This window comes from Streptomyces inhibens (genome assembly GCF_022221585.1).
Taxonomy (GTDB): Bacteria; Actinomycetota; Actinomycetes; order Streptomycetales; family Streptomycetaceae; genus Streptomyces; species Streptomyces inhibens.
Map to the genome: position 1 here is coordinate 2,400,129 of NZ_CP084681.1, position 16,297 is coordinate 2,416,425.

15 protein-coding genes are annotated in these 16,297 nt (G+C 70.7%); 8 read left to right on the forward strand and 7 right to left on the reverse strand.

The window, feature by feature from the left end; genetic code table 11:
• Positions 1-339: 339 nt before the first annotated feature.
• The 4 genes from KI385_RS11175 to KI385_RS11190 all read left to right on the forward strand — a co-directional run bounded on the left by KI385_RS11175 (position 340) and on the right by KI385_RS11190 (position 2,722).
• Positions 340-768 (forward strand): LLM class flavin-dependent oxidoreductase, encoded by a 429-nt coding sequence (locus tag KI385_RS11175; RefSeq protein ID WP_238572038.1) that lies wholly within the window; start codon positions 340-342, stop codon positions 766-768.
• Positions 765-902, forward strand: a complete 138-nt coding sequence (locus KI385_RS11180) for a hypothetical protein (protein ID WP_238572039.1) — start codon at positions 765-767, stop codon at positions 900-902. The genes KI385_RS11175 and KI385_RS11180 overlap by 4 nt, the downstream gene beginning before the upstream one ends.
• On the forward strand, positions 899-1,852 hold the full coding sequence (locus tag KI385_RS11185) for an ABC transporter substrate-binding protein (RefSeq protein ID WP_238572040.1): 954 nt from the start codon (positions 899-901) through the stop codon (positions 1,850-1,852). The genes KI385_RS11180 and KI385_RS11185 overlap by 4 nt, the downstream gene beginning before the upstream one ends.
• Positions 1,853-2,272: 420 nt before the next feature.
• On the forward strand, positions 2,273-2,722 hold the full coding sequence (locus KI385_RS11190; RefSeq protein WP_238572041.1) for a cell division protein SepF: 450 nt from the start codon (positions 2,273-2,275) through the stop codon (positions 2,720-2,722).
• 161 nt (positions 2,723-2,883) lie between these two features.
• Here the strand turns inward: KI385_RS11190 and KI385_RS11195 are convergent, their stop codons facing one another.
• Positions 2,884-4,080, reverse strand: coding sequence for an acyl-CoA dehydrogenase family protein (locus KI385_RS11195; RefSeq protein WP_238572042.1), 1,197 nt, complete (start codon positions 4,078-4,080; stop codon positions 2,884-2,886).
• Between the two features lie 170 nt (positions 4,081-4,250).
• Positions 4,251-5,897, reverse strand: a complete 1,647-nt coding sequence (locus tag KI385_RS11200; RefSeq protein WP_238572043.1) for an MFS transporter — start codon at positions 5,895-5,897, stop codon at positions 4,251-4,253.
• A 211-nt stretch (positions 5,898-6,108) separates the two neighbouring features.
• Between KI385_RS11200 and KI385_RS11205 the strand changes: the two genes are divergently transcribed.
• On the forward strand, positions 6,109-7,302 hold the full coding sequence (locus tag KI385_RS11205) for a hypothetical protein (protein WP_238572044.1): 1,194 nt from the start codon (positions 6,109-6,111) through the stop codon (positions 7,300-7,302).
• A 306-nt stretch (positions 7,303-7,608) separates the two neighbouring features.
• Positions 7,609-8,643: a phosphatase PAP2 family protein gene (locus tag KI385_RS11210; RefSeq protein WP_238572045.1), complete on the forward strand. Its 1,035-nt coding sequence runs from the start codon at positions 7,609-7,611 to the stop codon at positions 8,641-8,643.
• Positions 8,644-8,746: 103 nt separating this feature from the next.
• On the opposite strand, the gene KI385_RS11215 is transcribed toward KI385_RS11210, so the two are convergent.
• On the reverse strand, positions 8,747-8,962 hold the full coding sequence (locus KI385_RS11215) for an I78 family peptidase inhibitor (protein WP_238572046.1): 216 nt from the start codon (positions 8,960-8,962) through the stop codon (positions 8,747-8,749).
• A gap of 523 nt (positions 8,963-9,485) precedes the next feature.
• Between KI385_RS11215 and ctaD the strand changes: the two genes are divergently transcribed.
• A complete protein-coding gene (gene ctaD, locus KI385_RS11220) occupies positions 9,486-11,162 on the forward strand; it encodes an aa3-type cytochrome oxidase subunit I (RefSeq protein WP_238572047.1) in 1,677 nt (558 codons plus the stop codon).
• Here ctaD and KI385_RS11225 read toward each other — a convergent pair.
• From KI385_RS11225 to KI385_RS11240, 4 genes are all read right to left on the reverse strand, one after another.
• On the reverse strand, positions 11,056-12,087 hold the full coding sequence (locus KI385_RS11225) for a helix-turn-helix transcriptional regulator (RefSeq protein WP_238572048.1): 1,032 nt from the start codon (positions 12,085-12,087) through the stop codon (positions 11,056-11,058). The two genes, ctaD and KI385_RS11225, sit on opposite strands and share 107 nt — an antisense overlap.
• 71 nt (positions 12,088-12,158) lie before the next feature.
• Positions 12,159-13,124 carry a hypothetical protein gene (locus KI385_RS11230; protein ID WP_238572049.1) on the reverse strand — a complete coding sequence of 322 codons (966 nt, stop codon included), beginning with the start codon at positions 13,122-13,124 and terminating at the stop codon, positions 12,159-12,161.
• Positions 13,121-14,380, reverse strand: a complete 1,260-nt coding sequence (locus tag KI385_RS11235; RefSeq protein WP_238572050.1) for a glycosyltransferase family 4 protein — start codon at positions 14,378-14,380, stop codon at positions 13,121-13,123. Before KI385_RS11235 ends, KI385_RS11230 begins: the two co-directional genes overlap by 4 nt.
• Before the next feature lie 222 nt (positions 14,381-14,602).
• Positions 14,603-15,190, reverse strand: a complete 588-nt coding sequence (locus tag KI385_RS11240) for a LysM peptidoglycan-binding domain-containing protein (RefSeq protein ID WP_238572051.1) — start codon at positions 15,188-15,190, stop codon at positions 14,603-14,605.
• Positions 15,191-15,474: 284 nt separating this feature from the next.
• On the opposite strand from KI385_RS11240, the gene KI385_RS11245 reads away from it, so the two are divergent.
• Positions 15,475-16,284 (forward strand): hypothetical protein, encoded by an 810-nt coding sequence (locus tag KI385_RS11245; protein WP_238572052.1) that lies wholly within the window; start codon positions 15,475-15,477, stop codon positions 16,282-16,284.
• The last annotated feature ends 13 nt before the right edge of the window (positions 16,285-16,297 follow it).

The following is a 16,297-nucleotide window of genomic DNA, read 5'->3' on the forward strand; positions in this document are numbered from 1 at the left end:
CACACTGTGAGCGATGGATCACTTCATGGTTGACGCGGAAACGGATGCCTGTTCCACTTAGTCGCATGTACGCATGGCAGCGGCTGGTCACCCGGGACCACATCGACTTCGGTCGAGTGTGGTCGTCGTCCTGTTGAGCTGACCCCCTGCCCTGAAGCCCGCCGCCGATAAGGCCGGGCCGTTTCGCGGTTCCTCTCTCCCCGCCAACCGCGCGCCTTCACACCTCGCGCCGCCGTACCGGCGCACCCTCCCCTCGCATGCTCGCAGTACCTTTCCGGCTTTTCCGTCCTCATTTCCTTCGGCACGCTCGAAGAAGGGCGCGGTATGCGCTTCGGCGTCATGACTTTGATCGACAACGTCCCGGACGCGGAGTCCGGACATCTCCTCACCCCGCACGACCGGCTCCGCGAGGTCGTCGAACTCGCCTCACTGGCCGAGGAGTTGGGGTTCGACGCTCTCCCAACCTTCGGCCGGAGGGAGCATCGCATCCAGCCGTTCACACCGTCACCGTGCTGTCCACCCTCGACCCACTACGGGTCGCGGAGGACTATGCCACCGCCGACCAGCTCTCCGGCGGCCGGCTGGCATGCGTTGCAGTTCTTCTCCGTGGACAGCGCCGGGCTGCCCTTCCACCGCAAGGCCGAGGCGCTGCGGCTGACCACCGCCGAGGTACTGCCGCAGCTACGCCATGAACCGCCCGATGCGCTGCCGTGGCCGTCCGCCGCCGCACCCCCGGTTCCGTCGCCGGCCACGGAGGGGATCCGATGACCGCCGCCGCGCACCGCCCGCCGGAGACCACCCGCCTGACGGTCCGCCACCGCCCCCTGTTCGATCTGCCCACCGCCCCGGAGTCGATCGGCCCGCTGCCGTTCGAAAAGCACCTGGAGATCCCGCGCCCATGACGCTCACCACGCCCCGCACCACCGCACTGCGCGCCGCCGCGCTCCTGACCACCGCGGTGCTGGCGCTCACCGCCTGCGGTTCGGGCGAACCGGCCGGCGGCGCCGGAGCTGCCGGACCCGCGGCCGCCGACGCCAAGATCCCCACCACGGACGTGGTCTCGTCGGTCAAGAAGGACCCGGCCGCCGCCGAACTGCTGCCCGCCGACATCCGCACCCGGGGCAGCCTCTCGCTCGCCACCAGCGTCGGCACCCCGCCCGGCGCCACGTATCTGGCCGACGGCAAGACCCTGGCCGGCCAGGACATCGACTTCGCCGACGCCGTCGGCAAGGCCCTCGGCCTCAGGATCGACCGTGAGGTGGCGAGCTTCGAGGCGATCCTGCCGGCCCTCGGCAGCGGCAAATACGACCTGGGCACCGGCAACTTCGGCGTCACCGACGAGCGCCGCAGAACCATCGACTTCGTCACCTACATCAACGACGGCCAGGGCTTCGCGGTCCGCAAGGACAGTCCGCTGAAGAAAGTCACCTCGCTGAAGCAGCTGTGCGGGCTGACGGTCGCCACCGGCGCGGGCACCACCTTCGAGGCGACGCTGGAGGAGAACCAGCATCTGTGCAAGGAGGCCGGCAAGAAGCCGTACGACGTCAAGACCTACGCCGAGCAGGGCGCGCTGTGGATCTCGCTCCAGCAGGGCCGCACCGATGTGGTGATGAGCACCATCAACGGACTGCGCTACGCCGTCAAGCAGCAGCCGGGTCTGCGGTTCCTCAATGAGTTCAAGCGACTCGACGTCGGCTTCGCGTTCAAGAAGGGCACCCCGCTGGCGCCCGCCGTCCGGGCCGCGGTGGGCCGGCTGATAAAGGACGGTACCTACGACCGGATCCTGAAGAAGTGGGGCACCGGCGCCTCGGCGATCAAGACGTCACGGATCAGTCCGCCGGAGATCCACTGAGCCAGTGAACTCCCCTGCGCAGATCCGTACTTGGCGTCCCGCACGGTAGTCGGCGCGGCAGCGTGGAGCCCGCTGCCGCGTCAACATCCCTCCAGCGGGCCGGTCGCCCGGCCGTCGGTCCGTATCTCTGTCGGGTCACCAGGCTATTGGCATTTGCCCTGGTCCCGTGCACGAACCGACCCACGGGTTCGCGCCCTGTCCCGCGGGCCATTTACCGGCGTCACCCGTTCGAGTACCGACCGTGACGGTTGTCGTACTGTCGGTTCGCGACCGGGGCGCGCAAGCTGACGGCGCGCCACCCTCTTTGCACCAGATGTGTCACGAACCCCCCGTGCGGCCGCTATCCACTTGGCACACACTCGGCCTCATGGACGACGATAGGGGCGGACACACACAGACCACGGGTGAGAGGAGGCGTCAATGGGATCGGTGCGCAAGGCGAGTGCTTGGCTTGGCCTCGTCGACGACAATGATGACGAGCGCTACTACGACGACGACTACGCCGAGGGACCCGACGCCGGAGAGTCGGTCGGCAACCCCTGGGTCACCGACCCCCGGGTCCGGGTGGCCGACGAGGCCGCCCAGGACCAGGGCACCCGCATCGCCACGGTCACCCCGGAGAGCTTCCGGGATGCGCGTGGCATCGGCGAGCTGTTCCGTGACGGCGTCCCGGTGATCGTCAACCTGACGGCCATGGAGTCCGCCGACGCCAAGCGTGTGGTGGACTTCGCGGCCGGCCTGACCTTCGGCCTGCGCGGTTCGATCGAGCGGGTCGCCACCCGGGTGTTCCTGCTGACCCCCGCCGACTACAAGGTCGTCAGCGGCGAGGCCCGCGCCCACCGCAACGGCGGCTTCTTCAACCAGAGTTGAGCCAGGCACGACAGCCTCCGGCTGGGGGTCCGGGGGTCACCCCCGGGTAATGCAGCAACCAGAGTTGAGCCAGGCACGACAGCCTCCGGCTGGCAACCAGAGTTGAGCGGGTCCCGCATGCTTCCGACCGGGGATCAACCGGAGCTCCTGGGCGAGGCCGCTCACCGGAAGGCATCCAGGCCGGTGAGCGCCTTGCCCAGCACCAGTTGGTGCATCTCGACAGTGCCCTCATAGGTGAGCACCGATTCGAGGTTGGTCGCATGCCGCATGACGGGGTACTCCAGCGAGATCCCGTTGGCACCCAGGATCGTCCGGGCCGTGCGGCAGATCTCGATCGCCTCCCGCACGTTGTTCAGTTTGCCGAAGCTGATCTGCTCGGGACGCAGCCGCCCCGCGTCCATCCGCAGCCCCAGGTGATGGGCCAGCAGGATCCCCTTGTGCAGTTCGACCGCCATGTCGGCGAGCTTGGCCTGGGTGAGCTGGAAGCCGCCGATGGGCTTGCCGAACTGCTCCCGCGTCTTCGCGTAGTCCAGCGCCGCCTCGAAGCTGGCGCGCGCGGCCCCCATGGATCCCCAGACGATGCCGTAACGGGCGTGGCTGAGACAGCCGAGCGGGCCGCGCAGCCCGGTGACCTCGGGGAGCACCGCGTCGGCCGGCAGCCGTACCTCGTCCATGACGAGTTCGCTGGTCACCGAGGCGCGCAGGGACCACTTGTGCTTGATCTCGGGGGCCGAGAATCCCGGGGTGTCGGTGGGGACGACAAAGCCGCGGATGCCTTCGTCGGTACGGGCCCAGACCACCGCGACACCGGCCACCGAGCCATTGGTGATCCACATCTTGCGCCCGCTCAGCACCCAGTCTCCGCCGTCGCGCTTGGCGTACGTCCGCATCCCGGCGGGGTCGGAGCCGTGGTCGGGCTCGGTCAGACCGAAGCAGCCGATGATCTCGCCGGCCGCCATCCGCGGCAGCCACTGCTGCTTCTGCTCCTCGGAGCCGAAGCGCCAGATCGCGTACATGGCGAGCGAGCCCTGGACGGAGACCAGCGAACGGATGCCGGAATCGGCCGCCTCCAGTTCCAGGCAGGCCAGACCGTATTGGACGGCGGAGGCGCCCGCGCAGCCGTAGCCGGTCAGGGACATACCGAGCGCGCCGAGGGAGCCCAGCTCACGGGCGAGCTCGCGGATGCCGGGCAGTTCGCCGCGCTCGTACCAGTCGGCGATCTCCGGCAGGATCCGGTCGGCGGTCCACCGGCGGACGGTGTCGCGGACGGCACGGTCCTCGTCGGTGAGCAGATCGTCGATGCCCAGGGGGTCGCCGGGGTCGAACGGCGGAAGCGTCGAGGACGGCGTTGCGGACATGGCGGGGCCTCCGGCAGGTTCAGCGCTCGCGCGAAAAACTAGCAGTGGTAGTTATTGCGCGTCCGACGGTACGGCCCGCGGTGCCGCGCGGGCAAGGGTCACCGCCGCGTATGCACACAAAGGAAGGCGTGCACACACAAAGAGAGAAGAAGCCCGGTCCGGAGGAGGGATCAGCGACCGGAGCTCGCCGGAGCCGGCTCGCTGCCGCGGCCGGCGACCGCAGCCGCGCCGTCACTCGTGCCGGTGTCACCTTCCGCCCGCTCCATGGAGTCCGCGGCCCGGCGCGGCAACCGCAGCGCGATCGCCGCGCCGACCAGCAGCAGCACGGCGCTGGCGACGAGCGTGATGTGCAGCCCGCGGACGAAGGAGTCCCGGGCCGCCTCGCGCAGCGCGGCCTTGGCGGCCGGGCCCAGGCCGGCGGCCACCTTGTAGGCCTCGCCGAGGGAGTGCGCGGCCGAGGCGGCGGCCCGCCCGGGGACACCGTCGACATGGCTCAGACCGGGGGCGTAGGCGGCGTTCATCACGCTGCCGAGCAGCGCGACACCGATGCCGGCACCGAGCTGGTACGAGGTCTCCCCGATGGCGGCGGCGCCGCCCGACTGCTCGGCGGGGGCCTCGCTGAGCATCGACTCGTACGCCCCGAAGAGCGTGGACTGGAAGCCGAAGCCGAGCAGCACAAAGCCGAGGGACAGCAGCCAGGGGCGGTCCTGGCTGCTCATCGCGGTCAGACAGAGCACCGCGACAGCGGTCAGCACGAAGCCGAGCGAGACCATGGCGCGCGGGCCGAGGGCCTGCAGCATCTTCGAGCCGGTCAGGCCGGCGGCCATCGCGGCGAAGACCAGGGGCAGCATCCGCAGCCCGGTCTCCAGGGGGCTGAGCCCCAGGACGAGCTGGAGGTACTGGACGGCGATCAGCTGCAGGCCCACCAGGGCGAGCATGGCCAGCACGATGCAGCCGACGGAGGTGCCGAACGCGGGCCGGGAGAACAGCCGCATATCGATCAGCGGGTGCTCGCGCCGGTGCTGGCGCCGTACGAAGAGGACCAGCAGCGCGATGCCGACGACGATCGGCACCAGCGTGGTCGGGCCCAGCACGGCCGCGCCGCTGCCGATCCGCTTCACGCCGAGGACGATGCCCAGCACACCGAGCGCCGCGATGATCGCGCCGATCACGTCCCAGGGGCCGTTGCGCTCACCGCGCGACTCCGGCAGCAGCCAGCGGCCTATCAGGAGCATCGCGGCCATCATCGGGATGTTGATGAGGAAGACCGAGCCCCACCAGAAGTTCTCCACGAGGAAGCCGCCCAGGACCGGGCCGACCGCGGCGCCGACCGCGGCCACCGCGCTCCACACGCCGATGGCGACCGCGCGCTCGCGCCGGTCGGGGAAGACCTGCCGCAGGATCGACAGCGTCGCGGGCATGATCATCGCGCCGCCGATGCCGAGCAGCGCGCGGGCCACCATCAGGATCTGCGGATTGGGCGCGAGCGCGGCGGCGGCCGAGGCCAGGCCGAAGAGGCCGTAGCCGAGGAGGAGGATGCGCCGGCGGCCGACGCGGTCGCCGAGGGTGCCGAAGAGGATCAGCAGCGAGGCCGCGATCAACGGGTAGACATCGACGATCCAGAGGAGCTCCACCGGCCCCGGCCGCAGGTCCTCGGTGACCGAGGGCACGGCGACGTACAGGATCGTGGTGTCCAGCGCGACGAAGAGCAGGCTGACACAGAGCACGATCAGCACGGTCCAGCGGTTCCCACCGCCGCCTGAAAGTCGGGGAACACCAGCCGTCCGTCCCCTGCCGGACGTGGTCGTCCCGGACATGCAGCACCTCCAGTCATGCTCTCGCGGCCACGGATCAGGGCGCGAAAACGCCCCGGGGGAACCGGCGGCACGGGCGAGTTGAGACGTCAGACTACGCGAGTCCCCGTGACTGCCGCGTGGCTCACCTCACGATGAGACGCTCATCGCAGCGCCGCACGTTCCCCCACCGGCCGTCGACAATCGTTCTTCGGCCACCTGGATAATCGACTGGATGAACGATCTTGCCACCGCCGCCGTTCCCGGCCGGACCCGATGCGACGGCTTTGCCGTACGGGCCGCGCTGCGCCGCGCCGCGCCCGCGCTGGCGGCGTTCGCCGCGGTCCGGATGCTGGGCCTGGCCGTGCTCGCGGTCTGGTCGGCGGCGAACGGCAAGAGCTGGCACACGCTGCTGACCGCCCGCTGGGACTCGCTCTGGTACACCCGGGTCGCCGAGCAGGGCTACGGCTACAGCGTGCAGCTGGCCAACGGTGATGTGCACTCCAACCTGGCGTTCTTCCCGCTGCTGCCGTGGCTGGAGCGCGGGCTGTCGGCGCTCTCACCGCTGTCGCCCGCCGACGCCGGGATGGTGGTGGCCTGGCTGGCGTCGCTGGCCGCGGCCTGGGCGCTGTACGCGACCGGTGAGCGGCTGCACGGGCCGGGAACCGGGGTCGCCCTGGCGGCGCTGTGGGCCGCGCTGCCGGTCGGCATCGTGCAGTCGATGGCGTACTCGGAGTCCCTGTTCACCGCGCTCGCGGCCTGGGGCGTCCACTGCGTGCTGACCGGGCGCTGGGTGTGGGCGGGCGTACTGGCCTCGCTGGCCGGGCTGACCCGGCCGGTGGGTGCGGCGGTGGTCGCGGCGGTGTGGATCACCGCGGCGGTGACGGTGTGGCGGGCGCGGGCCGGCGGTCCGGGGTGGCGCGCGGCGCTCCGTGAGCACCGGGACATGCTGCTCGGCGTGCTCCTGGCGCCGCTGGGCTGGTGCGGCTACTTCCTGTGGGTGGGGGCGCAACGGGGCTCGCTCACCGGCTATCTGGACGTCCAGGGCGGCTGGGGCAACGGTTTCGACGGCGGTCTCGCGTTCGCCTCGTTCGTCGGCCACCAGCTCTCCGGGCCCGCGTTCGCGGCCGGACTCGGTCTGCTGGTCGGCGTCGGTCTGGTGATCTGGCTGTACGTGCACGGCGTACGCCGGGGCCAGCCGCTGCCGTTGGCGGTCTACGGCGGGACGGTGCTGCTGCTCGCGCTGACCGCCAAGGGCTACTTCGGGTCCAAGCCGCGGCTGATGTTGCCGGCCTATCCGCTGCTGCTGCCGCTCGCGGCGGGGCTCGCGCGGTGGCGCCCGGTGCGGTCCTGGCTGGTCATCGGGGTGGTGGCGGTGGGGTCCGCGGTCTACGGGGCGTTCTGGCTGAACGGTTCGGGCCCGCCGTGATCTCCACGGGGCCGGCAGTGATCATCTTCTGGCCGCCGCGACCGGACGCTCCCCCTCCGCGAGCACGGCCCCGAGGAAACATCACACGACGCCCGAGCAAATGACGGATAAACTCCGTCGGAGAAAAGCAGATAAGGCGCTCAGGGTGACGACACGCGAGCGTCGGGAAGGGATAGAGAATCGCCGAGAATTCCCTTCCAAATCCCTGCGGCGGGGCCGCGCTTGAGACGCATTCCACATCACATCGTCATTACAAAGCGCACAGTTTGACCAAGCACCTACATCACACGCGGTAACGTCGATTGAGTGCGTACCGATGACAAGCTCGACCAGATGGAGGAGCGCCCGACCGATCGCGCCCGACCACCCCGCATGACCCGGACCCGCCTGTGGCTGTTCTGGGGCACGCTGGCGGTGTATCTCGCGATCGTGGCCGGAGTGCTGGCCACTTCATGGCTGGTCACGTTCGACTGGCAAGTCATGTTCTTCAGGCCCTACAAGCAGTGGCCCGAGATTCATGCCTTCCTCGACTACTTCGTGGTGCTGGGGCAGCGCGGGCCGACCGCGGTGGCGGTGGCGGCATGGCTGGGCTGGCGCTGCTGGCGCCAGCGCAACCTCCACCCGCTGCTGGTGCTCGGCGCCTCGCTGCTGCTGCTGAACATCACCGTGGGCGCCGCCAAGCTCGGCATGAGCCGGCTCGGCCCGCACTACGCGACCACCGTCGGCGCCAACGAGATGTGGCTCGGGGGCGACATATTCCCCTCGGGTCACACCGCGAACGCCGTGGTCACCTGGGGCGTGCTCGCCTACCTGGCGACCACCCCGCTGCGCCGCCGCACGCTCTCGGTGATCGCCGCACTCGGCGCGCTGGGCGTCGGCATGACGACCGTTTACCTCGGCACGCACTGGGTCAGCGATGTGCTGCTCGGCTGGGCCGCGGGGCTGTTGGTGCTGCTGGCGATGCCGTGGCTGGAGCCCGGCGTCACCTGGGTGGAGGACCGCCTCATGGGCATCCTGCTGCGGCTGTGGCTGCGGCTGCGCCCCGATTCGCTGCGCGGCCCGCTGCCGGCCGGCTCGCTGGCTCCGGGAGTCTCCCGGCAGCGCATCGCCCCCGAGGGCGAGGTGCTCGTACGCGAGACGATCGGTGCCGGCACGGGCAGCCGCTCGGCCGCCCACGCCCCGGACGGCTGGCCGCACCACCCGTCGCGCCCGTACACCATCCGGTCGGAGCGCACGCCGGTCACCCCGGCGGGCAGCCGGCGGCCGCCGCACGCGGACCGCGTCCCGCGCACCACGCCGCTGAGCCCGACCTCCGGGCGCGGCCGCAACGGGAGCGGCTGACCACCCCACAACCCGCGGGGCCGGTACGCACAACCCCACCCCGCGACGAAGGCCCCGGCCGCTCTCTCCCGAGCGGCCGGGGCCTTCGTCGTGGTTGCGGTGCTCAGCCCTGCCAGCTGCGGTGCACCGCGCCGTCCTTGACCTCGAAGTTGAGCCGGCCGGCCAGGTATTCCATGGTGATCATCGCGCCCGGCGGCAGCGAGCGGACGGTGGTCCAGCCGCGCTCCCTGGCCCGCTCCTCGGCGTCCTGCCGGTCGAGGCCGACATACGTCTCGATGTCGTCCTGAGGGTTGTTCGGAAGGTTCGGTATGTCAGCCATGACAGCCACCGTAGGCGCCCGTGGCGGCCCGCGGAAGGCCCGTCCGGCGCACACGCCGGTGACTTACCGGTCCGTCATTGGTCACACTTGTGTCACAGCGGACGTTCCTGCGTTTGCCGGAACTTCCGTCACCCGTACGCGCCGAGTGACGCCGCAACCGGGTGGAAAAATAAAGTCGCCGGAATTCCGCCTTGATCAAATAGGGAACGGGCACAGCCGCTCCGGACGGCTCGGCGCACGGCGGGGAAATTAATCCCCCGTCAGCATCGCATTCCCCTTACCCGAAGGCCTTTATCAGCCGTCGGGAAATTGTCCAACGAGACACACTCCATACACATTTCCCGCACATCACCCCCGGCCGCCGGGACCCCGTCCGCTCCCCCGCCGCCCGTCCGCCGGACCGCCGCATCCACCGGGCCGCCGGTTCCACCGGAACGGACCGGAGCGCCCTCTCGCACTGCGCCACGCGCCCGAGCATCATGTCCCGGGCGCCAGTACACCTTCGACGAACGAGGTGCAGCGGATGGTTACGGACACCGACCGGGCAAGCCTCCGGCCCCCGAGGGCGCGGCGCCGCGGATCGGTGCTGGTCGACTGGCTGACGACCACCGACCACAAGAAGATCGGGCATCTCTACCTGATCACCTCGTTCGGATTCTTCCTGGTGGGCGGCCTGCTGGCGCTGGTGATGCGCGCCGAACTGGCCCGCCCCGGGCTGCAGCTCATCACCGCCGAGCAGTACAACCAGGCGTTCACCATGCACGGCACGATCATGCTGCTGCTGTTCGCCACCCCCGCCTTCGCCGGCTTCGCGAACGAGATCATGCCGCTGCAGATCGGCTCGCCCGATGTGGCCTTCCCGCGGCTGAACATGCTCTCGTACTGGTTCTACCTCTTCGGCGGCCTGATCGTGCTGGGCAGCTTTCTCACGCCGTTCGGCGGCCCGGCCTTCGGGTGGACGGCGTACGCCCCGCTCAACTCGATGGTCCGCTCCCCCGGCATCGGCGCCGATATGTGGATCATGGGCCTGGCGCTGGCCGGTTTCGGCACCATCCTCGGTGCCGTCAACTTCATCGCCACGATCATCGTGATGCGGGCGCCCGGCATGACGATGTTCCGGATGCCGGTGTTCACCTGGAACATCCTCTTCACCTCGGTCCTGGTGCTGATGGCCTTCCCCGTACTGGCGGCCACGCTGCTGGTACTGGAGGCGGACCGGCACTACGGGGCGGTGGTGTTCGAGGCACAGTGGGGCGGTGCGCTGCTGTGGCAGCACCTGTTCTGGTTCTTCGGCCATCCCGAGGTCTACATCATCGCGCTGCCGTTCTTCGGCATCATCACGGAGATCATCCCGGTCTTCTCCCGTAAACCGATCTTCGGTTACGTCATGCTGATCGGCGCGACGATGGCCATCACGGCCCTGTCGGTGATGGTCTGGGCGCACCATATGTTCGTGACCGGGGCGGTGCTGCTGCCGTTCTTCTCCATCATGTCGTTTCTGATCGCGGCGCCGACCGGGGTGAAGTTCTTCAACTGGATCGGCACCATGTGGCAGGGCTCGGTGTCCTTCGAGACCCCGATGCTGTGGTCGGTCGGCTTCCTGGTGAGCTTTCTGTTCGGCGGACTGACCGGCGTCATCCTGGCCTCACCGCCGCTGGACTTCCACGTCACCGACTCGTACTTCGTCGTCGGCCACTTCCATTACGTCGTCTTCGGGACGGTCGCCTTCGCCACCTTCGCGGGCTTCTACTTCTGGTGGCCGAAATTCACCGGCAAAATGCTCGACGAGCGCCTGGGAAAGATCCATTTCTGGACGCTGTTCACCGGCTTCCACCTCACCTTCCTCGTCCAGCACTGGCTGGGGGTGGAGGGCATGCCGCGCCGCTACGCCGACTATCTGGCCGCCGACGGCTTCACGGCCCTCAACACCCTCGCCACCATCGGCTCGTTCCTGCTCGGTCTGTCGACCCTGCCGTTCCTCTACAACGTCTGGAAGACCACGCGCTACGGCGCCAAGATCGCGCTGGACGACCCCTGGGGCTTCGGCCGCTCCCTGGAGTGGGCGACCTCCTCGCCGCCGCCCCGGCACAACTTCACGACCCTTCCGAAGATCCGCTCCGAGTCCCCGGCGTTCGATCTGCACCACCCGGAGGTGGCCAAGCAGCCGGTGGCTCCAGCGCCCGGGCAAGCCGGTCCCTGATCTCGCGTACCCGGTCGAGGAGTTCCGGCGGCTCGCGAACCTCGAAGTCGAAGCCCGTCAGCACGATATGGATCACCATCAGCTCCAGACTGTGCGCCCCCGTGCGCAGCAGACAGTGGCGCTCGTCGACCGCTTCGAGCACCCCCGCGGACGGGCTGATCCGGGCCTCGGCCTGCTCGACCGAGGCATGCAGCAGCACCGTCGCCTGCTTCGCGTACGCCTGGGTTGAGATGCCCCGGGAGACATAGGCGGCGAGGTCCTCGGCGGGCGGGGTACGGGGCGTGAAGCGGGGGCCGTGCGGCGGGGTGGGGGTGATGCGGTCGGCGCGGTAGGTGCGCCAGTCCGCGCGGTCCACGTCCCAGGCGACGAGGTACCAGCGGCGCTGGGCGCAGACCAGGCGGTGGGGTTCGACGGTGCGGCGGGAGGCCGTGCCGTTGTGGGCGGTGTAGTCGAACCGCAGCCGGTGGCAGTCCCGGCAGGCGTGCGCTAGCTCGGTGAGGACATGGGGGTCCACCCGGGGGCCGCCGCTGCCGAGCATCGGCACGGTGACGGCGTTCAGCGCGCCGACCCTGCGCTGCAATCGGTGCGGCAGCACCTGCTCCAGCTTCGCCAGTGCCCGTACGGAGGTCTCCTCGATGCCCTCGACGCCGCCGGCCGCCGCGGTGCGCAGCCCGACCGCGACCGCCACCGCCTCCTCGTCGTCCAGCAGCAGCGGCGGGAGTTCGGCGCCGGCGCCCAGCCGGTAGCCGCCGGCCGTCCCGGGCGCGGAGTGGACGGGGTAGCCCAGCTCGCGCAGCCGGTCGATGTCCCGGCGGACGGTGCGCGGGGTGACATCGAGCCGGTCGGCGAGCTCCGCGCCGGACCACTCCCGATGGGCCTGGAGCAGCGAGAGCAGGCGCAGCAGCCGTGCGGAGGTCTCCAACATGCGCCGAGTCTCGCAGCCTTTGCGGACAGCTACGGTCCTCGATACGGCCCGGGACCAGAACTGACGATACGTCAGCTCCCGTCCGGTCCGGCGACCCGTATGGCCAGGTCGTTGTCGAGCGTGTAGTACGGACCGACCCTGACCTGCCCCGCCTCGGCCGCCACCGGCAGCGCCGGGTAACTGAAGACCTGCTTCTTGTCCGCGACATCGTCCAGGAGACGGGCGATACGGACCGGCCGGGCGCCCTCGGCGGGGCGCAGCCACAGGTCCCACGGCTCGCTGCCCCGCTCCCAGCGGCCGGCCAGCTCCTCGTAGGGCAGTGTGAAGGTGAAGTCCGCGCCGTCGACGGTCAGCGGGACGGTGACCGCGGCCGGGGAGTCGGGGGCGCGGCGCGCGCGGGCCTCGGCCCGGGCGCCGGCGGCCGGGGCGGCACCGTAGAGCCGGCCGGAGACCGTCAGCCCGTCCGGCGCCACCAGAATGTCGCCGGCCTCGGCGTGCGGGCCGCGCAGCCAGCTGCGCAGCGCGAGATTGCCGAACTTGGTCGCGTACGGGATACGTACACCGAGCCGGCCGATGCCCGCCAGCGGCCGGCGGTCCACCAGCGACCGCAGATCGTTGACGCCCGGCTGCAGGCGCCGCGGGTCCTGGCCGTCGCCCAGGTCCGCGTAGGCGTTCCAGCGGCCCTCGGCGAGCGCGACGGTGCTGGGCAGTACGGCACGCAGCCGCCCGGCGCCGTTCGGCCCGAGCGGCAACCTCACCTCGTCGTCCGCGCCGTCGCCGCCGCGCAGCCGCAGCACCAGCGCCGCGCTCCAGGTGGTGTGGGTGCCCTCGGGGGCGCTCAGATCGAAGGTGAGGCCGCCCGCGGAGTCCGCGATGCAGTCGGCCCGCAGCTCCGCGGGCGCCGCCTTGCCGCGCCGCTTGCGCGGCCGCTCGGCGCCGTCGGGTCCCGCGCTCACCGGAACCGTGGGTTCCTGGTCGATGGCAGAGGACTCCTTCGTCTGGTCTTCGGTCATGGTCAGCCGGCTCGACGCGGTCACGCCGTCCGCACCCCTCTCAGCGCGGCGCGGGCCGCGTCCTTGGTGGCGTATGCGCCGCTGAGCAGTGCTCCCCGGGCGCGATGCAGGCTGCCGCGCAGCTGATGGCCCCGCCGGCGCACGAGCAGCTCGCCGAAGAGCGCTTCATGGCGCCCGGCGACCATGGCGGGGTCGAAGCGGGCGGACGAGGCCAGCGCGGCGCCGCCCATCCGCTTGCGCGCGGCATCGTCGTTGATCAGTGCGAGCAGCGAGCCGGCCAGCGCCTCCGGGTCGCCGACCGGCACCAGCTTGCCGTCGACCCCGTCGGCGATGATCTCGCCGGGACCGTGCGGGCAGTCCGTGGCGACGACCGGCAGACCGCAGCGCATGGCCTCGACGATCGTCATCCCGAAGGACTCCAGGCTGGAGGAGACGGCGGCTATCGAGCCCTTGGCCCACTCGGGCTCCAGGGGGTTGGCCGGGCCCATCAGGAAAACATGGTTGTACAGGCCGAGTTCGTCGATCAGGGCACGCAGGGTGGCCTTCTCGGCGCCGCCGCCGTAGATCCGCAGCCGCCAGTCGGGGCGCTCGGCGGCGACCCGGGCGAAGGCGCGGATCAGCACGTCATAACGCTTGACGCGGGCGAGCCGGCCGGCCGCCACGACCCACTTGCCGGTGCCGTCGGCGGGCGGCAGGGCGGGCGCCGGCACGCTGTTGGGCACCGCCTCGATGCGCACGCCGGGCAGCCGCAGCGTCCGGCGGTAGGCGCGGGCGTCGGCCTCGGTGACGGTGGTGACGGCGTCGAGCCGCGGATAGGCGCCGCGCAGCGCCAGCTTGAGCGCCCGGGGGTGGGTGTCCAGGGTGAGGTGCTCCTGGCCGATACGGACCGGGCCGCGGTGCGTCTGCTTGGCGATGTGCACATTGAGTCCGGGGCGGGTGCCGACCACCACGTCCGCCTCGATCCGGCGCAGATGCTGGGCGATGCGGCGGTCGGTGAGCTCGCTGTACTGGTCGAAGCGCCCCTCGGCGGCGGGGAAGACCTTGGCGGGACGGGCGTGCGCCGGGTCCGCGCCGTCGTAGGTGGGGCTGGATTCCCTGATGTCCACGAGATGCCGCAGCGCGACGCGGGGCCCGGGGTCGAAGAGCGGGGCGTCGCGGTGGCGCAGGACGGACACGATCTCGACGTCATGCCGCTCGGCGAGCGTACGGGCCAGGTTGCACGTGGTCCGGATCGTCCCCCCGATGCCATAGGCATTGTGAATCAGGAATGAGATGTGCATCCGCCCCCGCGTCCCCTGGTCTTCGGTCGTTCCTGGTCTCCCCGTGGACCACATCGCGCCCCCTCCCCGACGGCGCGATGCAGCCCACTGCTGAACAGAAGGACCGCAAAAAGGGGTTCCGGGTTGGGGGCTTTCGCCAAGTTGTTCCGAAAGAGTTAGGCCATCGGTAGCCGCACGAGGGAACCTCGCGGCCGCGAATCCCCTCCGCCCCGGTGACACGCCCTAAGGCAGCCTCAGCTCGGTGCCGATCTTCAGCCGGTGCGGGTTCCGCCCGACGGCCTTCCGGTTGGCCTTGTAGAGCGCCCGCCAGCCGCCCTTCACATGGTGCTTGCGCGCGATCGAGCCGAGCGTGTCATCGCGCCGTACGACATGGGTGCGTTCGCCGTGGGTCAGCCCGTAGCGCCTGGCGCACACGGGCCAGGCGCCCCAGCCCTGGGCGGCCTGCACCTTCTTCGCGACCTCGATCTGCTCGTCGCGGGTGGCGAGGTCGGCCCGCCGTGCGAAGGCGAGACCGCCGAACGCCTCCCAGGTGGGCTGCCAGAACTGCAGCCCACCGTAGAAGGTGTTGCCGGTGTTGACGTGCCAGTCGCCGCTGCTCTCACACTCCGCGAGGCAGCCCCACGGCCACTGGTCGACCGCGCAGGCGTGCGCGACCTTGCCACCGCCACCGCCTGTGGCGCCCCCGTCCGCACCGTTCGGCTCGTCGGCGGCGGCGCCACCGGGCAGGCACAGGACCAGGGCAGTGGCCGCCGCGGTGAGCAGCCCGACGGATCCCACGAGGCGCCGTGGCGCCGAAGAGTTGTCCGACATAGCCGGTGACGGTAGGCAGCCGCCTGCCGTTGGCCAGTGCGCCGCGCCCTCCAGGCCCCGGGGCCACCCGGTCCGGTGTACGGAACACCGCCGACTGCGCCAAGTTCTGCGCAAGAGTTGGCAGTAAGTGACCGCTTCCGGAACACCTTTCCGCGGATTTCCGCTGTGCGGCGATTGGTTCGATTCCGTTCCCGTCCTCGCGTGACTCCTGCCGCAGGTCACCCGTTGTCCTTGTACGAGCCGGGAGACCGCCCGGCAGACGCACAGAGATCGAGGAGCCACCCGTGCCGCGCATGCTCGACGTCAGCGACGACGTTCGCGCCGAGATCGGCGACGAAGAAGCCGACCGCCTGCTGGCCGGTGGCGACGCCCCCGGCAGCTATGACTGCACCTCCTGCCGGACCCCCGGCGACAGCGAGCAGGAGCGCACCAGCACCGTCCTGTTCGTGGGCGAGGAGACCGCGGTGCTCGCGTTCGCCCATGCCACATGCATCCCCTCGCAGGTCGTCCCGGTGTCGGAGGAGCAGCTCCAGGGAGCCGTGCGCTCCATCACCGGGGAGGACGCCGCCCCCCGTACGCCCGGAGCCGTGCCCGCGCCGGCCGCTCCGGTCCCCACCAACGGACGCCAGGCGACCCTCGGGATCACCTGCGGTCTGGTACTGATCGAGGGCGATCTGCGCCCGGCCCTGGTGGTCGAGCCGGACGGCCCGATCGCCCGCCCCGGCTCCGTCAGCCTGAACGACGACTTCCTTCCGCTGCTCCTGGAGCAGGGCTTCCATCCGGTGACGGACATGAACCAGCTGCCCGCCCCGAACCCGGGCTGGTCCGCACTGCTGGCCATGGGCAAGCTGCACGCCGTACTCCAGCCGGGCAACCCCGGCAGCCAGGCCGCCTGGTGGCAGGCCCATCAGCCGCTGGCCGTGTCCGACGGCTGGCGCGCCGCGGCCAACAAGGCGCAGGCGGTGCTGATGTACGCCGCGCCCGCCGGCACCATCGGCCACCAGCCGCGTGAGGACCTCATGCGGCAGGCGCTGGAGGACGCCGCCGCGAAGGGCGCCCTGGTCGCGGCGGCCATGCCGCTGGCCGGCACCTGACAGCCCACCGGCA